General features: G+C 67.1%; 19 protein-coding genes and 1 riboswitch. Of the genes, 10 read left to right on the top strand and 9 right to left on the bottom strand.

What is annotated here, in order from left to right; genetic code table 11:
- Positions 1-19: 19 nt before the first annotated feature.
- From CQ039_RS05520 to CQ039_RS05505, 4 genes are read left to right on the top strand one after another with little or no spacing between them, the layout of a single operon-like run.
- Positions 20-685 (top strand): Tat pathway signal sequence domain protein, encoded by a 666-nt coding sequence (locus CQ039_RS05520; RefSeq protein WP_105562959.1) that lies wholly within the window; start codon positions 20-22, stop codon positions 683-685.
- 4 nt (positions 686-689) lie between these two features.
- Positions 690-2,492, top strand: coding sequence for an arginine--tRNA ligase (argS, locus tag CQ039_RS05515; protein WP_105562960.1), 1,803 nt, complete (start codon positions 690-692; stop codon positions 2,490-2,492).
- Positions 2,492-2,707: a hypothetical protein gene (locus CQ039_RS05510; RefSeq protein WP_105562961.1), complete on the top strand. Its 216-nt coding sequence runs from the start codon at positions 2,492-2,494 to the stop codon at positions 2,705-2,707. Before argS ends, CQ039_RS05510 begins: the two co-directional genes overlap by 1 nt.
- A gap of 12 nt (positions 2,708-2,719) precedes the next feature.
- The gene (locus CQ039_RS05505) at positions 2,720-3,733 is read left to right on the top strand and encodes an adenosine deaminase (RefSeq protein WP_105562962.1); all 1,014 of its coding nucleotides are present in this window, start codon (positions 2,720-2,722) and stop codon (positions 3,731-3,733) included.
- 67 nt (positions 3,734-3,800) lie between these two features.
- Here the strand turns inward: CQ039_RS05505 and pncA are convergent, their stop codons facing one another.
- Entirely contained in the window at positions 3,801-4,433 is a 633-nt protein-coding gene (gene pncA / locus CQ039_RS05500) for a bifunctional nicotinamidase/pyrazinamidase (RefSeq protein ID WP_105562963.1), read from the bottom strand.
- Between the two features lie 3 nt (positions 4,434-4,436).
- A complete protein-coding gene (locus CQ039_RS05495) occupies positions 4,437-5,405 on the bottom strand; it encodes a class 1 fructose-bisphosphatase (protein ID WP_105562997.1) in 969 nt (322 codons plus the stop codon).
- A gap of 112 nt (positions 5,406-5,517) precedes the next feature.
- Positions 5,518-5,616, top strand: a riboswitch (glycine riboswitch).
- 146 nt (positions 5,617-5,762) lie between these two features.
- Here CQ039_RS05495 and gcvT point away from each other — a divergent pair.
- The 6 genes from gcvT (at position 5,763) to CQ039_RS05465 (ending at position 11,537) form a co-directional block, all read left to right on the top strand.
- Positions 5,763-6,878: a glycine cleavage system aminomethyltransferase GcvT gene (gene gcvT, locus CQ039_RS05490; protein ID WP_105562964.1), complete on the top strand. Its 1,116-nt coding sequence runs from the start codon at positions 5,763-5,765 to the stop codon at positions 6,876-6,878.
- A gap of 12 nt (positions 6,879-6,890) precedes the next feature.
- Complete coding sequence (gene gcvH, locus CQ039_RS05485; protein WP_105562965.1) at positions 6,891-7,256, top strand: glycine cleavage system protein GcvH; 366 nt, start codon at positions 6,891-6,893, stop codon at positions 7,254-7,256.
- A 157-nt stretch (positions 7,257-7,413) separates the two neighbouring features.
- Positions 7,414-8,760, top strand: a complete 1,347-nt coding sequence (gene gcvPA / locus CQ039_RS05480; protein ID WP_105562966.1) for an aminomethyl-transferring glycine dehydrogenase subunit GcvPA — start codon at positions 7,414-7,416, stop codon at positions 8,758-8,760.
- Between the two features lie 14 nt (positions 8,761-8,774).
- Positions 8,775-10,355 (top strand): aminomethyl-transferring glycine dehydrogenase subunit GcvPB, encoded by a 1,581-nt coding sequence (gene gcvPB, locus CQ039_RS05475; RefSeq protein WP_199183618.1) that lies wholly within the window; start codon positions 8,775-8,777, stop codon positions 10,353-10,355.
- Between the two features lie 178 nt (positions 10,356-10,533).
- A complete protein-coding gene (locus CQ039_RS05470; RefSeq protein WP_233190173.1) occupies positions 10,534-10,947 on the top strand; it encodes a PGPGW domain-containing protein in 414 nt (137 codons plus the stop codon).
- Positions 10,948-11,066: 119 nt separating this feature from the next.
- Positions 11,067-11,537: a DUF6789 family protein gene (locus CQ039_RS05465; RefSeq protein ID WP_105562967.1), complete on the top strand. Its 471-nt coding sequence runs from the start codon at positions 11,067-11,069 to the stop codon at positions 11,535-11,537.
- Between the two features lie 78 nt (positions 11,538-11,615).
- Here CQ039_RS05465 and CQ039_RS05460 read toward each other — a convergent pair whose 3' ends face one another.
- The 7 genes from CQ039_RS05460 to CQ039_RS05430 form a co-directional block, all read right to left on the bottom strand.
- A complete protein-coding gene (locus CQ039_RS05460; RefSeq protein WP_105562968.1) occupies positions 11,616-12,131 on the bottom strand; it encodes a F0F1 ATP synthase subunit B in 516 nt (171 codons plus the stop codon).
- A gap of 1 nt (position 12,132) precedes the next feature.
- Positions 12,133-12,765, bottom strand: a complete 633-nt coding sequence (locus CQ039_RS05455; protein WP_105562969.1) for a hypothetical protein — start codon at positions 12,763-12,765, stop codon at positions 12,133-12,135.
- 83 nt (positions 12,766-12,848) lie between these two features.
- Entirely contained in the window at positions 12,849-13,073 is a 225-nt protein-coding gene (locus CQ039_RS05450; RefSeq protein ID WP_105562970.1) for a F0F1 ATP synthase subunit C, read from the bottom strand.
- A gap of 57 nt (positions 13,074-13,130) precedes the next feature.
- Positions 13,131-13,895, bottom strand: a complete 765-nt coding sequence (locus CQ039_RS05445) for a F0F1 ATP synthase subunit A (protein WP_105562971.1) — start codon at positions 13,893-13,895, stop codon at positions 13,131-13,133.
- Between the two features lie 50 nt (positions 13,896-13,945).
- Entirely contained in the window at positions 13,946-14,308 is a 363-nt protein-coding gene (locus tag CQ039_RS05440) for an AtpZ/AtpI family protein (RefSeq protein ID WP_105562972.1), read from the bottom strand.
- 214 nt (positions 14,309-14,522) lie between these two features.
- Positions 14,523-15,191, bottom strand: a complete 669-nt coding sequence (scpB, locus tag CQ039_RS05435) for an SMC-Scp complex subunit ScpB (RefSeq protein WP_105562973.1) — start codon at positions 15,189-15,191, stop codon at positions 14,523-14,525.
- A 153-nt stretch (positions 15,192-15,344) separates the two neighbouring features.
- Complete coding sequence (locus tag CQ039_RS05430) at positions 15,345-16,172, bottom strand: ScpA family protein (RefSeq protein ID WP_105563000.1); 828 nt, start codon at positions 16,170-16,172, stop codon at positions 15,345-15,347.
- Between the last annotated feature and the right edge of the window lie 3 nt (positions 16,173-16,175).

Genomic DNA, 16,175 nt, shown 5'->3' with positions numbered 1-16,175 from the left:
GACTGCCGGAAAGCTCCTGATGCGTCGCGTCCTGACCGCCCTCGCCGCCCTCTCCCTCGCGGCCGTGCTGATTCCCCAATCCGCCAAGGCCCAGTCCAGCGGCCGTCCAGGCGGCCAGCAGAGTCGCGACCAGGCGCCGGATCAAGGCACCTCGCAGCGCTCGCGTCAGGTGCGGATCGCCCCGCTGTCGCGTCGCGCCAACGCCGGCCCCTGCCCCTATGTGAAGGTGCTGTACGACGCCGCCCGCTTTGTCGAGCTGGCCGACTACGCCCGCCCGGCGGTCGCCGGCATCGGCTTCACGGGTGAAATCGAAGGCGTTTCGGCCGACTGCGTCTATCGCGACGCCGATCCGATTCGTCTGGACTTCAACGTCCTGTTCAACCTCGGCAAGGGCCCGCAGGCCAGCGGCGACGCCCGCACCTATCGCTACTGGGTGGCCGTGACCGAGCGCAACTCGGCCGTTCTGGCCAAGGAGTATTTCGACCTGCCGGTGAACTTCGAGGGCCAAACCACGGCCTCGGTCCAGCAGGCCCAGTCCATCGTCATTCCCCGCGCCGACGCCACCACGGCGGGCAGCAATTTCGAGGTCCTGATCGGCTTCGACGTTACGCCGGAAATGGCCGAGTTCAACCGCTCGGGCAGCCGCTTCCGCGTCACCGCCGGCCAGACCCAACCGAACCCCTAAGAACATGACTGATCTCAAGACCTCTCTTAGCGAAGCGGTCGCCGCCGCCTTCGCCGCCGAAGGCGTGGACACCGCCCTCGCTCGCGTCGTCGCCTCGGACCGCCCCGACCTGGCGGACTTCCAGTCCAACGGCGCGCTTGCCGCCGCCAAGGCGCTGAAGGCCAACCCGCGCGAACTGGCGGCCAAGGTCGCCGAGCGTCTGGCTGCCGACCCTCGCCTGTCCTCGGTCGAGGTCGCCGGTCCCGGCTTCATCAACCTGAAGCTCTCCAACGCCGCCCTGTCGCAGCGCGCCGCAGAAGTCGCCGCCGACGAAACCCTGGCCGGCGCCTCGCTGAACACGCCGTCGCGCAAGGTCGTCATCGACTACGCCGGACCCAATGTGGCCAAGCCGATGCACGTCGGCCACCTGCGCTCCTCCATCATCGGCGAGAGCCTGAAGCGGCTGTTCCGCTTCCGCGGCGACACCGTCTGGGGCGACGCCCACTTCGGCGACTGGGGCTTCCAGATGGGCCTGCTGATCACCGCGTGCGGCGACGAGAACCGGGCTGACGCCTTCATGGCCGACGGCGACGGTCCCTTCCCCGCTGAAAGCCCGGTCACGCTGGAAGACCTGGAACGCCTCTATCCCCTGGCCGCCGCCAAGGCCAAGGAAGACCCTGCCTTCCGCGATCGCGCCCGCAAGGCCACCGCTGAACTGCAAGGCGGTCGTCCCGGCTACCGCGCCCTGTGGGCCCACTTCGTCGCCGTCAGCCGCACGGCGCTGAAGCGCGAGTTCGGCGCTCTGGACGTCACCTTCGACCTGTGGAACGGCGAGAGCGACGCCGATCCCCTTATGCCGGAAATGCTGGTTCACCTGAAGGAAACCGGCCTGCTGGTCGAGGATGACGGCGCCCAGGTGGTCCACGTCGCCAGGCCCGGCGAGACCCGCAAGAAGAAGCTGGCCGACGGCTCGGTGATCGAGGCCCCGTCCCCGCCGCCCCTGCTGGTGGTGTCGTCGGAAGGCTCGGCCATGTACGGCACGACCGATCTGGCCACCATTCTGGACCGTCGCAAATCCATTGATCCCGACCTGATCCTCTACGTCGTCGACGAGCGTCAGGCCGAGCATTTCGAGCAGGTCTTCCGCGCCGCCTACCTGGCCGGCTACGCGCCCGAGAAATCGCTGGAACACCTCGGCTTCGGCACCATGAACGGCGCCGATGGCAAGCCGTTCAAGACCCGCGCCGGCGGCGTGCTGAAGCTGCACGACCTGATCACCATGGCCACCGACAAGGCGCGCGAGCGTCTGAAGGAAGCCAAGCTGGGCGACGACCTGCCCGAGGCCGAGTTCGAGGACATCGCCCGCAAGGTGGCCGTGGCCGCGCTGAAGTTCGCCGACCTGTCGAACAACCGCACCACCAGCTACGTCTTCGACCTCGACCGCTTCATGAGCTTCGAGGGCAAGACCGGCCCCTATCTGCTGTATCAGGCCGTGCGGGTGAAATCCCTGCTAAGGAAGGCCGCCGATCAGGGCGTCGCGACCGCCGCCATCGTCGTCGCCGAACCGGCAGAGCGCGACCTGGCCCTGACGCTGGACGCCTTCGACGCGGCCACCGCCGACGCCTATGACAAGCGCTCGCCCAACCTGATCGCCGAGCACGCCTATCGCCTGGCGCAGAGCTTCTCCAAGTTCTACGCCGCCTGCCCGATCCTGGTCGCGCCCGACGCCGCCACCAAGGGCTCGCGCCTGGCCCTGGCCGCCGCCAGCCTGCACCAACTGGAACAGGCGCTGGAGCTGCTGGGCATCGAGACGCCCGAGCGGATGTAATGGCTACCTCGTCCATGATTGAAAAATGGGCGGAGAACGAACGCATCCTGCGCGCCGTCTTGGAGGAGCACGCCTCATCCATAGGCGACGGCGCGCGGGCTCTGATCGCGGAATGGCTCGACCATAACGAACTCGGCTTGGCGGCTGAAACTTTGCGCGAGAACATCGCAGGTCCCTGCGAGCCTCTCGATCAGCTACTGGACACAATGGCTTAGGAGCCCTTCGCCATGAACGACCTCGACGCCTTCATCGCCGGCCTGCCCAAGGCCGAACTGCACCTGCACATCGAAGGCTCGCTTGAGCCGGAACTGATGTTCGAACTGGCGCAGCGCAACGGCGTCGCCATCCCCTATGACAGCGTCGAGGCCGTGCGTGCGGCCTATGACTTCTCGAACCTTCAGGACTTCCTCGACATCTATTATGCGGGCGCCGCCGTGCTGCTGACGCGTCAAGATTTCGAGGACCTGGCCTTCGCCTATTTCCAGCGCGCCGCCGCCGACAACGTCCGTCACGCCGAAATCTTCTTCGATCCCCAGACCCACACCGACCGGGGCGTCCCCTTCGGTGTAGTGGTCGAGGGCCTGATCGCCGGCATGGACCGCGCCAGGGCCGAGCTGGGCGTCACCAGCGGCCTGATCCTCAGCTTCCTGCGCCACCTCAGCGAAGATGAAGCCTTCGCCACGCTGGAAGCCGCCAAGCCCTATCTGCATCACTTCATCGGCGTCGGACTGGATTCGTCCGAGGTCGGCCATCCACCGGCCAAGTTCCAGCGCGTCTTCGCCGCCGCCCGCGACCTGGGCCTGAAGCTGTGCGCCCATGCCGGCGAGGAAGGCCCGCCCGCCTATGTGCACGAGGCCCTGGACCTGCTGCACATCGACCGCATGGACCACGGCAACCGCTCGATGGAGGACGAGTCCCTGATCGCGCGTCTGGCCGCCGAGCAGATGACCCTGACGGTCTGCCCCCTGTCGAACCTCAAGCTGTGCGTGGTCAAGGACCTGAAGGACCACCCGGTCCCCGAGATGCTGCGCCGCGGCCTGCACGTCACCCTGAACTCGGACGACCCCTCCTATTTCGGCGGCTATGTGAACGCCAACTACATCCAACTGGCCAAGGCGGTCGGCCTGACCCGCGAGCAGGTGACGCAACTGGCCAAGAACAGCTTTGAGGGCAGCTTCCTGCCCGAGGCCGACAAGGCCAAGCGGCTCGCAGAAGTGGACGCCTACGCAGCGGCGCACTGATCCCCTTTTCCGTCATCCCCCGGTCGGCGCCGCTCCGCGGCTTGCCGGAGGATGACGGAAGGGAGGGTCAAACGAGGAGCGACGAAGCCTCGATCTCGGCCACCCTCAGCGTCGCAAAGCTCTCCCGCGCCGCAGCCGCCGTGTCCGGCGCGATGGCCCGACTCGCATCCTCAATCACGACAGCCTCGAAGCCTTCGCGCACGGCGTCCTCGGCGGTGAAGCGGACGCAGTAGTCATAGGCCAAACCGCACAGGAAGAGGCGGGTCACGCCGCGTTCACGCAGCAGGCCCGCTAGGCCCGTCGCGGTGCGGCGGTCGTTTTCATAGAAGGCGGAATAGCTGTCGACCGCCGGGTTGTAGCCCTTGCGGACCACGGCCAGGGCCTTGACCACGGCGGGGGCCACGTCGGGGTGAAAGTCCGCCCCCGTCGTCCCCTGCACGCAGTGATCCGGCCACAGCATCTGCGGGCCATAGGCGACCTCGATCTCGGAGAAGGGCGTCGCGCCGTCGTGATTCGAGGCGAAGCTGATCTGATCCGGCGTGTGCCAGTCCTGGGTGGCGATCACCGTGTCGAAGCGTCCGGCCAGCCGGGCGATCAGGGGCATGATCCCCGCCCCGCCCTGCACCGCCAGAGCGCCGCCCTCGCAGAAGTCGTTCTGGGCGTCGATGACCAGAAGGGCGTCGGTGGAGCGCAGCTTCATGGCTCAGGCCGCCGCGATCTGATCGACCTCATTGGCCGAGCCGAGCGCCACCGGGATGCGCTGGTGCAGTTCGGTCGGGGTCACGTCCAGAATGGCCTGCGTCCCGTCCGTCGTCGCCTTGCCGCCCGCCTGTTCAATCAGGAAGGCCATGGGGTTGCCTTCATACATCAGGCGCAGCTTGCCCGGCTTGTTCGGCTCGCGCTTGTCCCACGGGTAGAGGAAGACGCCGCCGCGCATCAGGATGCGGTGCACGTCGGCCACCATGGCGGCGACCCAGCGCATGTTGAAATTCTTGCCGCGCGGACCGTCGGCGCCCTGCAGGCAGCCGTCGATGTAGCGCTGGACGCTCTCGGCCCAGTGGCGCTGGTTCGACATGTTGATGGCGAACTCCTTGGTGTCCGCCGGGACCGTGATCTTCTCGTGCGTCATCAGCCACTGGCCGTCGTGCGACAGGGTGAAGCCCGCCACGCCCCGGCCCGTGGTCAGCACCAGCATGGTCTGGCCGCCATAGACGGCATAGAGGGCCGCGACCTGATGACGGCCGGATTGCAGGAAGTCGGCCTCGGTCGGGGTCGCCGAGGGCGCCTTCAGCACCGAGACGATGGTGCCGACGGGGGCGTTGATGTCGATGTTGGACGAACCGTCCAGCGGGTCGAACAGGACCAGGTATTCACCCGCCGGATTAGTCGCCGGCTGGACCGTGTCCATTTCCTCGGACGCCACGCCCGCCACGGACGGACAGGCCAGCAGCATGTCGGTCAGGACGTCGTTGGAGATGACGTCGAGCTTCTTCTGCTCCTCGTCCTGCACGTTGACGACGCCCGATGCGCCCAGGGCGCCGACCAGGGCCCCGCCCGAGACGATCTTGCGGATCTCGACGCAGGCGGCGGCGGCGGCCGTCAGGGTCTGGGTCAGGCCCTGCGGCAGATCGAGGGAAGCCAGGTGGGCGGCGAGGTCGGTGCGGGCGGTCATGGCGGCCTTCAATCCTGTCACGAGAGCAGTTCGCGCCCCTCATGGCCTGTCGGATCGTACACGGCAAGCCCGGTCCCGCTTGACTTCGGCCCGGAGTCGGGGCCTTAGGTCGCACGCTCTCGCGGGAGAGATCGGCGGTCGTGTAACGGCTGTCGGGGCCGAAGGCGCAACCGCCCCGGAAACGCTCAGGCAAAAGGACCGCGAAAGCGCACGGACGCTGGAAAGTCGCCTTATGGCGCGCCGACGGAGCAAGGCTGTTCGTCTTCTGGGCGACGGTCGGAATCTCTCAGGCTTCAGGACAGCGGGGGCGCGACGACGGCGAAGCTATCGCCGCAACCCGCGACCGGAGGATGCTCGATGAGCGACCAGGCCTTGAAGACCACCCCCCTCAACGCCGCGCATCGCGCGCTGGGCGCCCGCATGGTCGGCTTCGGCGGCTATGACATGCCGGTCCAGTACGAAGGCGTGCTGGCCGAGCACCGCTGGACCCGCGAACACGCCGGTCTGTTCGACGTCTCGCACATGGGCCAGGCCCGCATCACCGGCGACGATGCGATTGCGCAGTTCCAGCGCTTCGTGCCGGGCGATTATCAGATCCTAAAGGACGGCAAGCAGAAGTATTCCCTGCTGCTGAACCTTGAGGGCGGCATCATGGACGACCTGATGGCGGGCAAGCCCGACCATGACGGCCTCTATGTCGTGGTCAACGCCGGCAACAAGGACGCCGACTTCGCCTTCCTCAACGCCAACCTGGCCGGCGACGCCAAGTTGACGGTGCTGGACGACCGCGCCCTGCTGGCCATCCAGGGGCCGGAAGCCGCCGAGGTCATGGCCAAGCACGAACCCGCTCTGGGCGAGATGGGCTTCATGGATTCGGCGCGCCTGATGCTGTTCGGCGTCGACTGCTTCGTCTCGCGCTCGGGCTACACCGGCGAAGACGGCTATGAGATTTCGGTGCCGAACGCCGACGCCGAGCGCGTCTGGAACCTGCTGCTGTCCGACGCCCGCGTGAAGCCGATCGGCCTGGGCGCCCGCGACTCGCTTCGCCTCGAAGCCGGTCTGCCGCTGCACGGCCACGACGTTGACGCCACCACCAGCCCGGTCGAGGCCGCGCTGACCTTCGCCCTGTCCAAGTCGCGCAAGGAGGCCGCCGACTTCAACGGCGCCGAGCGCATCCTCAAGGAACTGGCCGACGGCCCCTCGCGCGTCCGCATCGGCCTGAACGTCAAGGAAGGCGCCCCGGCCCGTGAAGGCGCCGAGATCGCCGACATGGACGGAAACGTCATCGGCAAGATCACCTCGGGCGGCCCCTCGCCGACCCTGGGCCACAACATCGCCATGGGCTACGTCCCGCCGGCCTTCGCCGCCCTGGGAACGGACCTGAAAGTCATCGTGCGCGGCAAGCCCGCCGCCGCCGAAGTCGTCGCCACCCCCTTCGTGGCCACCCGCTATTATCGCAAACCTAAAGCCTGAGAGATCAGACACATGCGCTTCACCAAAGATCACGAGTGGGTTCGCCTCGAAGGCGACGTCGCCACGGTCGGCATTTCCAAGCACGCTGCTGACGCCCTGGGCGACGTGGTGTTCGTCGAGACGCCGGAAGCCGGCAAGACCGTCTCGGTCGGCGACAGCTTCGCCGTCGTGGAATCGGTCAAGGCCGCCTCGGACGTCTATGCGCCCGTCGCCGGCGAAGTGGTCGAGGGCAACGCCGCCCTGGCCGCGGCCCCGGAAACCGTCAACGCCGACCCTGAAGGCGCAGGCTGGTTCGCCAAGATCAAGGTCGCCGACGCCTCGGCGGTCGACGCCCTGATGGATCAGGCCGCCTACGACGCCTACCTGACCACGCTTTAAAAGAAGCCCTCCCCTCGAGGGGGAGGGTTGGGAGGGGTGGAGGCATCCCCCCTTCCCATCTGAACTCCGATCGGCGCCTCCCGAGTTTCTTCGGCGACCGCCTGCCAACACCCCATCCCAACCCTTCCCCCTCGAGGGGAAGGGCTAGGAGTCAAAGATGCGCTACCTCCCCCTGACGCCCGACGACCGTGAGGCCATGCTGGCCGCTATCGGCGCCAAATCCATCGACGACCTGTTTGTCGACGTGCCGCAGGCCGCGCGCCGCGACGGCTTTGTCGACCTGCCCCGCGTGGCAGGCGAGTTGGAGGTCGAACGCGCCCTCTCGGCCATGGCCGGCAAGAACGCCACGGCCGGAACCGTGCCCTTCTTCTGCGGCGCCGGCGCCTACAAGCACCACGTCCCGGCCACGGTCGATCACGTGATCCAGCGGTCGGAGTTCCTGACCAGCTACACCCCCTATCAGCCGGAAATCGCCCAGGGCACCCTGCAGTATCTGTATGAGTTCCAGACCCAGGTCGCGAACCTGACCGGCATGGAAGTCGCCAACGCCTCCCTCTATGACGGCTCGACCGCCATGGCCGAGGGCGTGCTGATGGCCACCCGCGTGACCCGCCGCAACAAGGCCGTCATCTCGGGCGGCGTGCATCCCCACTACGTCAAGGCGACCGAGACCGTGGTTCACGCCGTCGGCGTCGAGACCCAGGCCCTGACCGCCGCGGTTGATGCTGAAGACGCCGTCATCGCCGCCATCGACAAGGACACGGCCTGCGTCGTCGTCCAGACCCCCAACGTCTTCGGCACCGCCACCGACGTGACCAAGATCGCCGAGGCCGCCCACGCCGCCGGCGCCCTGCTGATCGTCGTCGTCACCGAAGCCGTGTCGATGGGTCTGCTCAAGTCGCCCGGCGAAATGGGCGCCGACATCGTCGCGGCCGAAGGCCAGTCGATCGGCAACGCCCTGAACTTCGGCGGCCCCTACATCGGTCTGTTCGCCACCCGCGAGAAGCTGCTGCGCCAGACGCCCGGCCGCTACTGCGGTGAAACCGTCGACGCCGACGGCCGCCGCGGCTTCGTCCTGACCCTGTCCACACGCGAGCAACACATCCGCCGCGACAAGGCCACGTCGAACATCTGCACCAACTCGGGCCTGTGCTGCCTGGCCTTCACCATCCACATGAGCCTGCTGGGCGAGACGGGCCTGCGTCAGATGGCCCTGCTCAACCACGAGAAGGCCCTGGCCACGCGCGACGCCCTGGCCGCCATTCCCGGCGTCGAGATCCTGACGCCGCGCTTCTTCAACGAGTTCGCGGTCAAGCTGCCCAAGAACGCCGCTGAGGTGGTGCAGACCCTGGCCGACCACCACATCCTGGCCGGCGTCCCCTACAGCCGTCTGGCCCCGGAAGCGGGCCTGGACAACGTCCTGCTGGTCGCCGCGACCGAGACCACCCTGGACGCCGACATCAAGATCCTGGCGGCCTCGCTCGCCAAGGTCCTGGCGGCCTGAGCGGAGATAGAACCATGAGCACCATGAACACTGTCGGCCGCCCGACCACCCCGAACGCTGCGCCGGACAACGACTACAAGCACCCGACCCTGACGGGCGCGCGCGGCCTGTTGCAGGACGAAGGCCTGATCTTCGAAAGCGACGGCTGGAACAAGACCGGCGTTGACCTGCCCAAGCCCGCCACGGACGGTTCGGACCTGGGCGACCTGGTCCGCAAGGACCCGATCGGCCTGCCGGGCCTGTCCGAGCCGGAGGCCATGCGCCACTATGTGCGCCTGAGCCAGAAGAACCACGCCATCGACCTGGCCATCTATCCGCTGGGCTCGTGCACGATGAAGCACAACCCGCGCCTGAACGAGAAGATGGCGCGTCTGCCGGGCTTCTCGGACATCCACCCGCTGCAGCCGCAATCGACGGTGCAGGGCGCGCTGGAGCTGATGGACCAACTGGCCCACTGGCTGAAGACCCTGACGGGGATGCCCGCTGTGGCCCTGTCGCCCAAGGCCGGCGCCCACGGCGAACTGTGCGGCCTGATGGCCATCCGCGCCGCCCACGAAGCCAAGGGCGAGCATGAACAGCGCCGCAAGGTGCTGGTCCCGACCTCGGCCCACGGCACCAACCCGGCCACCGCCGCCTTCGTCGGCTATTCGGTCGTGGAAGTGGCCCAGACCGACGACGGTCGCGTGGACGTGGCCGACCTGGCCGCCAAGCTGGGTCCGGACGTGGCGGCCATCATGGTCACCAACCCCAACACCTGCGGCCTGTTCGAGCGCGACATCCTGGAGATCAGCCGCCTGACGCACGAGGCGGGCGCCTATTTCTACTGCGACGGCGCCAACTTCAACGCCATCGTCGGCCGGGTGCGCCCCGGCGACCTGGGCGTCGACGCCATGCACATCAACCTGCACAAGACCTTCTCGACGCCCCACGGCGGCGGCGGTCCGGGAGCGGGTCCGGTTGTCCTGTCCGAAGCTCTGGCTCCGTTCGCTCCGGCCCCTTGGGTTGTGAACACCGGCGACGGCTACAAGCTGGTCGAGCGTGAAGAAGACGAGGCGGCCCAGGCCTTTGGCCGTCTGTGCGCCTTCCAGGGCCAGATGGGCATGTATGTGCGCGCCCTGTCCTACATGATGTCGCACGGCTCGGACGGCCTGCGTCAGGTGGCGGAGGACGCCGTCCTCAACGCCAACTACATCAAGGCCCGCCTCGAGGACCTGATGAGCCCGGCCTTCCCCGAGGGCCCGTGCATGCACGAGGCCCTGTTCGACGACGAATGGCTGAAGGGCACGGACATCACCACGCTCGATTTCGCCAAGGCGATGATCGACGAGGGCTTCCACCCGATGACCATGTACTTCCCCCTGGTCGTCCACGGGGCCATGCTGATCGAGCCGACCGAGACTGAGTCCAAGGCCGAGCTGGATCGCTTCATCAACGCCATGCGACTGCTGGCCGAGGCGGCGAAAGCCGGCGACGTCGACCGCTTCAAGGGCGCGCCCTTCCATGCGCCCCTGCGGCGTCTGGACGAGACCCGCGCTGCGCGCTCGCCGCGTCTGCGCTGGTCGGCCCCGGAAGGCTCCAACATCGCCGCCGAATAGGCCTGAAGCTCAGACCTGATGTGAAGCGCCGTGGCCTTCGGGACACGGCGTTTTGCTTTTCAGCCCTCACTTACGAAAGCTTCATGGGCGCGCCACGGTTCGGCCTTGTCGTCCGTGTCTAGGATAGGCTGACAGCCCCTCCCAAGGCCGTCGCTCCTCCCCCCCGACCGTGACGCCCGTGACCCTCGCCCTCATCCCCTTCCGCGCCGACAGCCGACCTCGCTCGAGGCCCGGACTGCTGCGTCGTGCGAAGCGACTGGGCATGATGGCCCTGGGCTTCCTGATCATCGGCCTGGGCATCCTGATCGCCCCCCTGCCCGGCCCTGGCGGCATTCCCGTCATCGCCCTCGGTCTGGTGCTTCTGCTGCGTAGTTCCTGGTGGGCCAAGCGGCAGTTCATCCGCGCCCAGCACGCCCGGCCCAAGTGGGTCTATCCCTTCCGCCGCCTGATGCGGAAGAAGCCTGAGATCGCCCCGGTCTTCTGGCAGCAGGCCCTGCGCGCCGAAAAGGTGGTCCTGCGCAAACGCCCGTCACGCCAGTTGATCCGGGTCCGCAAGCGCGCCCGCCGCGTGCTGCGCCGCGCCTTCCGATAGAAAGCGACATTTCACCGCACACGGTAACGTGAACGGCGGTGCGATCGCGTTTGCGCCGAACGGCGTATGCTTCCCCTTGCGTAGTCAAAAGGCAGATGGCGTTGGGAGGCGCTTTTCTCATGATGTCACGCGTAAAACAGGGAATCGCCGCCGGCTTCATTGCGACCGTCGCGGTTTCCATCCTCGAGGCGGCGAACCTGTTGTTCGCCAAGGTCTTCGACCCCTTCCCCGAAGTCGTCGCTCGCATGTTCCTGCTCGGCGACAATCTGGCGGCGGGCTGGGCCATCCACTTCGTCATCGGGTCTCTGGTCATGGGGCCGATCTTCGCCCTCACCTACCCCCGCCTGCCGACCAATACGCCTGAAACCAAGGGCATTCTGTTCGCGGTGGCGGCCTGGGTGGCGATGATGCTGATCATCGCGATGATGGGCGACCCTCGCACCTTCTCGGGCAGCGCTGGGTTCGGCACCTTCGCCTGGATGCTGATCACCCACATGGTCTTCGGCGGGGTGATGGGCAATGTCTTCGCCCGCCTGCTGGCCCGCGAGAAACGCGCCGCCGGCTTCATCCACGGCGCGCCCGCCCACTAACCAGGGCGCACCACCTCACAATGCAAAAGGCCCCGCCGTCGCCGGCGGGGCCTGATGTGCTTGTCGCTATGACCGCGATCAGTTCAGCTTGTCGCCAATCTGGGCGATGGCGGCGTCGATCAGCGGGTCCGACTTGGCGGCAGCCAGGCGGGCGGTCAGGATGTCCTGAGCAGCCTTGGCGGCCAGGTCGGCGGCGACAGCCTTGACCTCGGTCGTGGCCTGGGCCTCGGCCTGAGCGATGCGACGCTCGGCCAGGGCCTGGCGGCGGGCCAGGCTTTCTTCCAGCTTGGCCTTGGCTTCGGCTTCCAGACGGCGGGCGTCGGCTTCAGCCGCGGCCAACATGTCTGCGGCCTGAGCTTCGGCTTCTGCCTTTTCCTGACGGATCTGGGCCAGCATGGCTTCGGCTTCGGCGCGCAGGCGGGCGGCCTCGTCCAGTTCCGACTGGATCTTGGCGCCCTGGTCATCGAGGGCCTTGGCCATGGCGCCCGGCACCTTGGCCAGAACCAGGATGCCCAGGAAGATCACCAGACCGACGGCGACCCAGAACTCGGGGTTCGAGAGGTTCCAGAAGGCGGCGTTAAAGAAGGCGGGCATATCAGGCGGCTCCCTTGACGGCGGCGTCGGCCTCGGCGGCCGTGGCGGCCTTGCCGGTCAGACGCTCGACCATGGCGCGGGCGGTGTCGGAGGCGATGGTCGAGACATTGGCCATGGCCGCGTCGCGGGTCTGGCCGATGGCGGCTTCGGCCTCGGCGATGCGAGCGTTGACCACGGCTTCCTCGGCGGCCTGACGAGCGTTGGCCTCTTCGGTCACGCGAGCCTTGGCGGCGGCGGCGGTGGCGCGGGCGTCGGCGCGGGCCTTGCTGACCTCGGCCTTGGCGGCGTCGGCTTGCGTGGCGGCTTCGGCCTGAACCTGACGGGCGGCGTCGACGGCGCCGGCGATCGTCCCGGCGCGTTCGTCACGAACGGCGCGTAGGCGAGGCAGGAAGACCTTCGACAGCAGAATGTAGAGAACGACGAAGATCAGCAGCAGCCAGATGATCTGACCGGCCCAGTGCTGCATCTCCAGCTGCGGCAGACCGCCGGAGCCATGGGCGTCGCCGTGGGCGACTTCGGCCTGATGGGTCGCCTCAGGGGCGGCCACGGGCGCGATCTCACCGTTCTGGACGGCGACGGTCGGCGCAGGCTGGGTCGGGTCTTGCGAGACGACGCTCGCGATAGGGGCGGCCATGGGCTCTATCCGGTGATCTCAGAAAGACGCGAGCGGCGGAACGGTCCTCAAGACCGCGCCGCCGCCCAGATATTCAGTTCGACTTAAGCGAACAGGCAGAGCAGGCCGATCACGAAGGCGAAGATGCCCAGTGCTTCAGCCAGGGCGGCGCCCAGGATCAGGTTGGTGAACTGGCCGGGAGCAGCCGAAGGGTTGCGCGTGGCGCCTTGCAGGAAGCCCGAGAAGATCAGGCCGACGCCGAGGGCCGAACCGATCATGCCGAGGGTGGCGAGACCAGCGCCGATGTATTTTGCTGCTTCAGCTTCCATGGGAATAGTTCCTGGTTGGGATGGTTTGAAAGAAGGGGTTGGCGGGCTGGACCAGCCTTAATGCTGATCCAGATGCACGACGTCGTTCAGATACACAGTGGTCAGAACGGCGAAAACGAAAGCTTGCAGGAAGGCCACAAGGAACTCCAGGGCCGTGATGGCGACCACGCCGCCCATGGCCAGAACCGCGCCGGGGATGCCGACCAGGCCGAAGGCGCCCAGCGAAACCACGAAGCCGGCGAAGACCTTCATCGCCACGTGACCGCCCAGCATGTTGCCGAACAGACGCAGGGCCAGCGACACGGGGCGCAGCAGGAAGGAGATGAACTCGATCGGCGTCACCAGGATCAGCAGGTACCACGGCACGCCGGTCGGGGCGAACAGCTTGAAGAACTTGATGCCGTTCTTGGCGAAGCCCACGCCGATGACCAGCAGGATGGTCAGGGCCGCAAAGGTGGCCGTGACGGCGACCTGCGAGGTGGCGGTGAAGACTGTGAACATGCCCAGCAGGTTCAGCGCCAGGATGAAGACGAACAGCGTCAGGATGAAGGGGAAGAAGGCGCGGCCCTGTTCACCCATGATCGAGGTGGCGAGATCATCGATAAAGGCGAAGGCCCCCTCGCCCACCACCTGCAGGCGCCCAGGCACCAGCTTGGGCTTGGCCGTCACGGCGGTGAAGAACAGGGTGATCAGCACGGCGGCGACCATCATGGCCAACGTCGAGTTGGTGATCGACAGATCAACCAAGCCGAGACCCGGCACGTTGACGGCCGGAAGATCAACAACCTTGCTGATCTGGAACTGGTGCATCGGATCGGCCATGCCGCCCGGTCTCCTAAGTCAAAAGGCCAAACCGCCGTACGACGGTTTGGTCAGAAATTCCGCTCGTCCTCGACCTCGTCGTCGGGAAGATCCTGGGGAGGCCCCATTTCCTTCAACGCGGCCGCACTCATCTTTCGGGCCGAACGAAGCGCCAGCCAGATCGACATGCCGAAACCGATCAGGGTTCCGGCGATAATTCCCCAAGGCATGGTCCCGACCCAAAGGTCAAAACCCCACCCAAGCCCCAGACCGACGGCCAAGCCGGCGATCATCTCGCCCATCAGGCGATAGCCATAGCCCGCAGCGTTCGCCCCATAGTCGGGAGGCGTCGGCACGGCCCGAGCCTTGAGCGCATCGGCCTGCTCGTTGAGGCGTTTGATCGCCTCTTCGCGCGATTCCATCGTTGGGGACATGGCCTGTGCGCTCAGCGCCCCGGCAAGGACGCCGTGGCAGGTCTGAATTCGGCGCGGAACCTATAGGCGAGGGGCTTGAAGGTCAAGATACGGAAGAAGACCTGCAAGACGTTGGATTATCTAGCCTTCTTTCCCACCCTGACCCAGGCGTGGCGATGCGCCGCTATTGCGGACCGTCCGGCGCCCGCGCCAAGGCGTCGCAGGGCGGGAGAATCTAGTCCTCGCTGACGAAATCCTGCGCGAACTCGGGCGATCCCTCATCGAGAGCAGTCAAAAGATCTTCGCCATCCGAGTCGCCGCTGCGGGTCGGGTCGGGCACCTCGAAGCCCACCGGGATCGACAGATCCAGCAGACCCGCCGCCTTCATTTCCTGCACGCCGGGCAGGTCATAGAGGCTGGCCAGGCTGAAATGCTCCAAGAAGCGGTCGGTCGTGGCGTAGGTGACGGGCCGTCCCGGCGTGCGCCGACGCCCGCGCAGCCGCACGAAATCCATCTCCAGCAGCAGGTCCAGCGTCCCCTTGGACAGGGAAACCCCACGCACGCTCTCGACCTCGGCGCGGGTGCAGGGCTGGTGATAGGCGATGATGGCCAGGGTCTCCAGCGCGGCCTTGGACAGGCGACGCGGCTCCTCGCGCTCCTCAGTCATCAGGAAGCCCAGGTCGGCGGCGGTGCGGAAACGCCAGCGATCCGCCACACATTCCAACTCGACCCCGCGTCCCTGATAGCGTTGGCGTAGGGCGGCGATGGCCCGGCCCGCATCGGCGCCCTCGGGCAGACGGCGCGCGATCTCTGCCGCCGACAAAGGCGCGGCGGCGGCGAACAGCAGGGCCTCGACCCGGCGTTCGATCTCGGTTTCGTCGGGTTTGAAGCTGAGGTCAGACATGAAAATACCCGCTCATCCCCGCGGAGGCGGGGACCCAGGTTTGAGCGGCGCAACTACGGCCAACCGAGCTGTGCGCCAGAAACTGCAAATGATCCCGGTTGCGGCCAAAGCACTGGGCCCCCGCCTCCGCGGGGATGAGCGGCCATAGAGCACTCACGGCGTCAGCTCCAGCGGTTGGCCGAAGCCTCGACGTTTCAAGAAGAGCTCGGCGAAGGCCTCGGCCTGACGCACGTCCATCGCCCCCTCCTTCACCAACTCCAGACTGGCCGACAGGGTCGAGGCGGTATAGCTGGCCTGGCTCGGCCCCTCCCCGTCTTCGTCCTCGCGCGCGGGCGCCACCTGATCCAGCGGGGTCCAGTCGGCCAGACGCGGCATCATGGAGCGCAGCCAGTCGCGCGCGGCCTCCAGCTGGAAGGCCTCGACCCGTTGGCCCGGCGCATATTTGCGACGTTCCTCGCGCCGACGCTGGGCCACATAGGCGGCCATCAGCTCATAGAGGCTGGCGTCCACGCGATCGGACGGGATGATGACCGTGGCTTCGGGGTCGCCGCGGGTGAAGACGTCGCGCTTCAGTTGCGGGCGGCTAGTGATGGCCTCGACCGAGCGGCGCATGGCCTCCAGCTTCTGCAGGCGAAACGCCAGGGCGGCGGCCATTTCCTCGGCCGGCGGCTCCTCGGCCTTGCCCTTCTCGTTGCGCGGCAGCAGCAGGCGCGACTTCAGATAGGCCAACCAGGACGCCATCACCAGATAGTCGGCGGCCATGGCGAAGTTGCGCCGCCGGGCCTCGTGAACGAAGGCCAGATACTGTTCCGCCAGCTTGGTGATGGACAGCTTCAGCAGGTCGACCTTCTGCGTGCGCGCCAGCGCCAGCAGGACGTGCAGCGGTCCTTCATAGCCTTCCAGATCGACGACGAAGGCCTCGGCGGCGTCAGCATCATCGACGGCGGCGAAGTCCAGATTGGGCTGGAACGCCTGATCCATCAT

It is taken from the genome of Brevundimonas sp. MYb52, from assembly GCF_002979535.1.
In the GTDB taxonomy this organism is placed as follows: domain Bacteria; phylum Pseudomonadota; class Alphaproteobacteria; order Caulobacterales; family Caulobacteraceae; genus Brevundimonas.
Note: the sequence above shows the minus strand (reverse complement) of the source record. Positions and strands in the feature narration are given on the sequence as shown.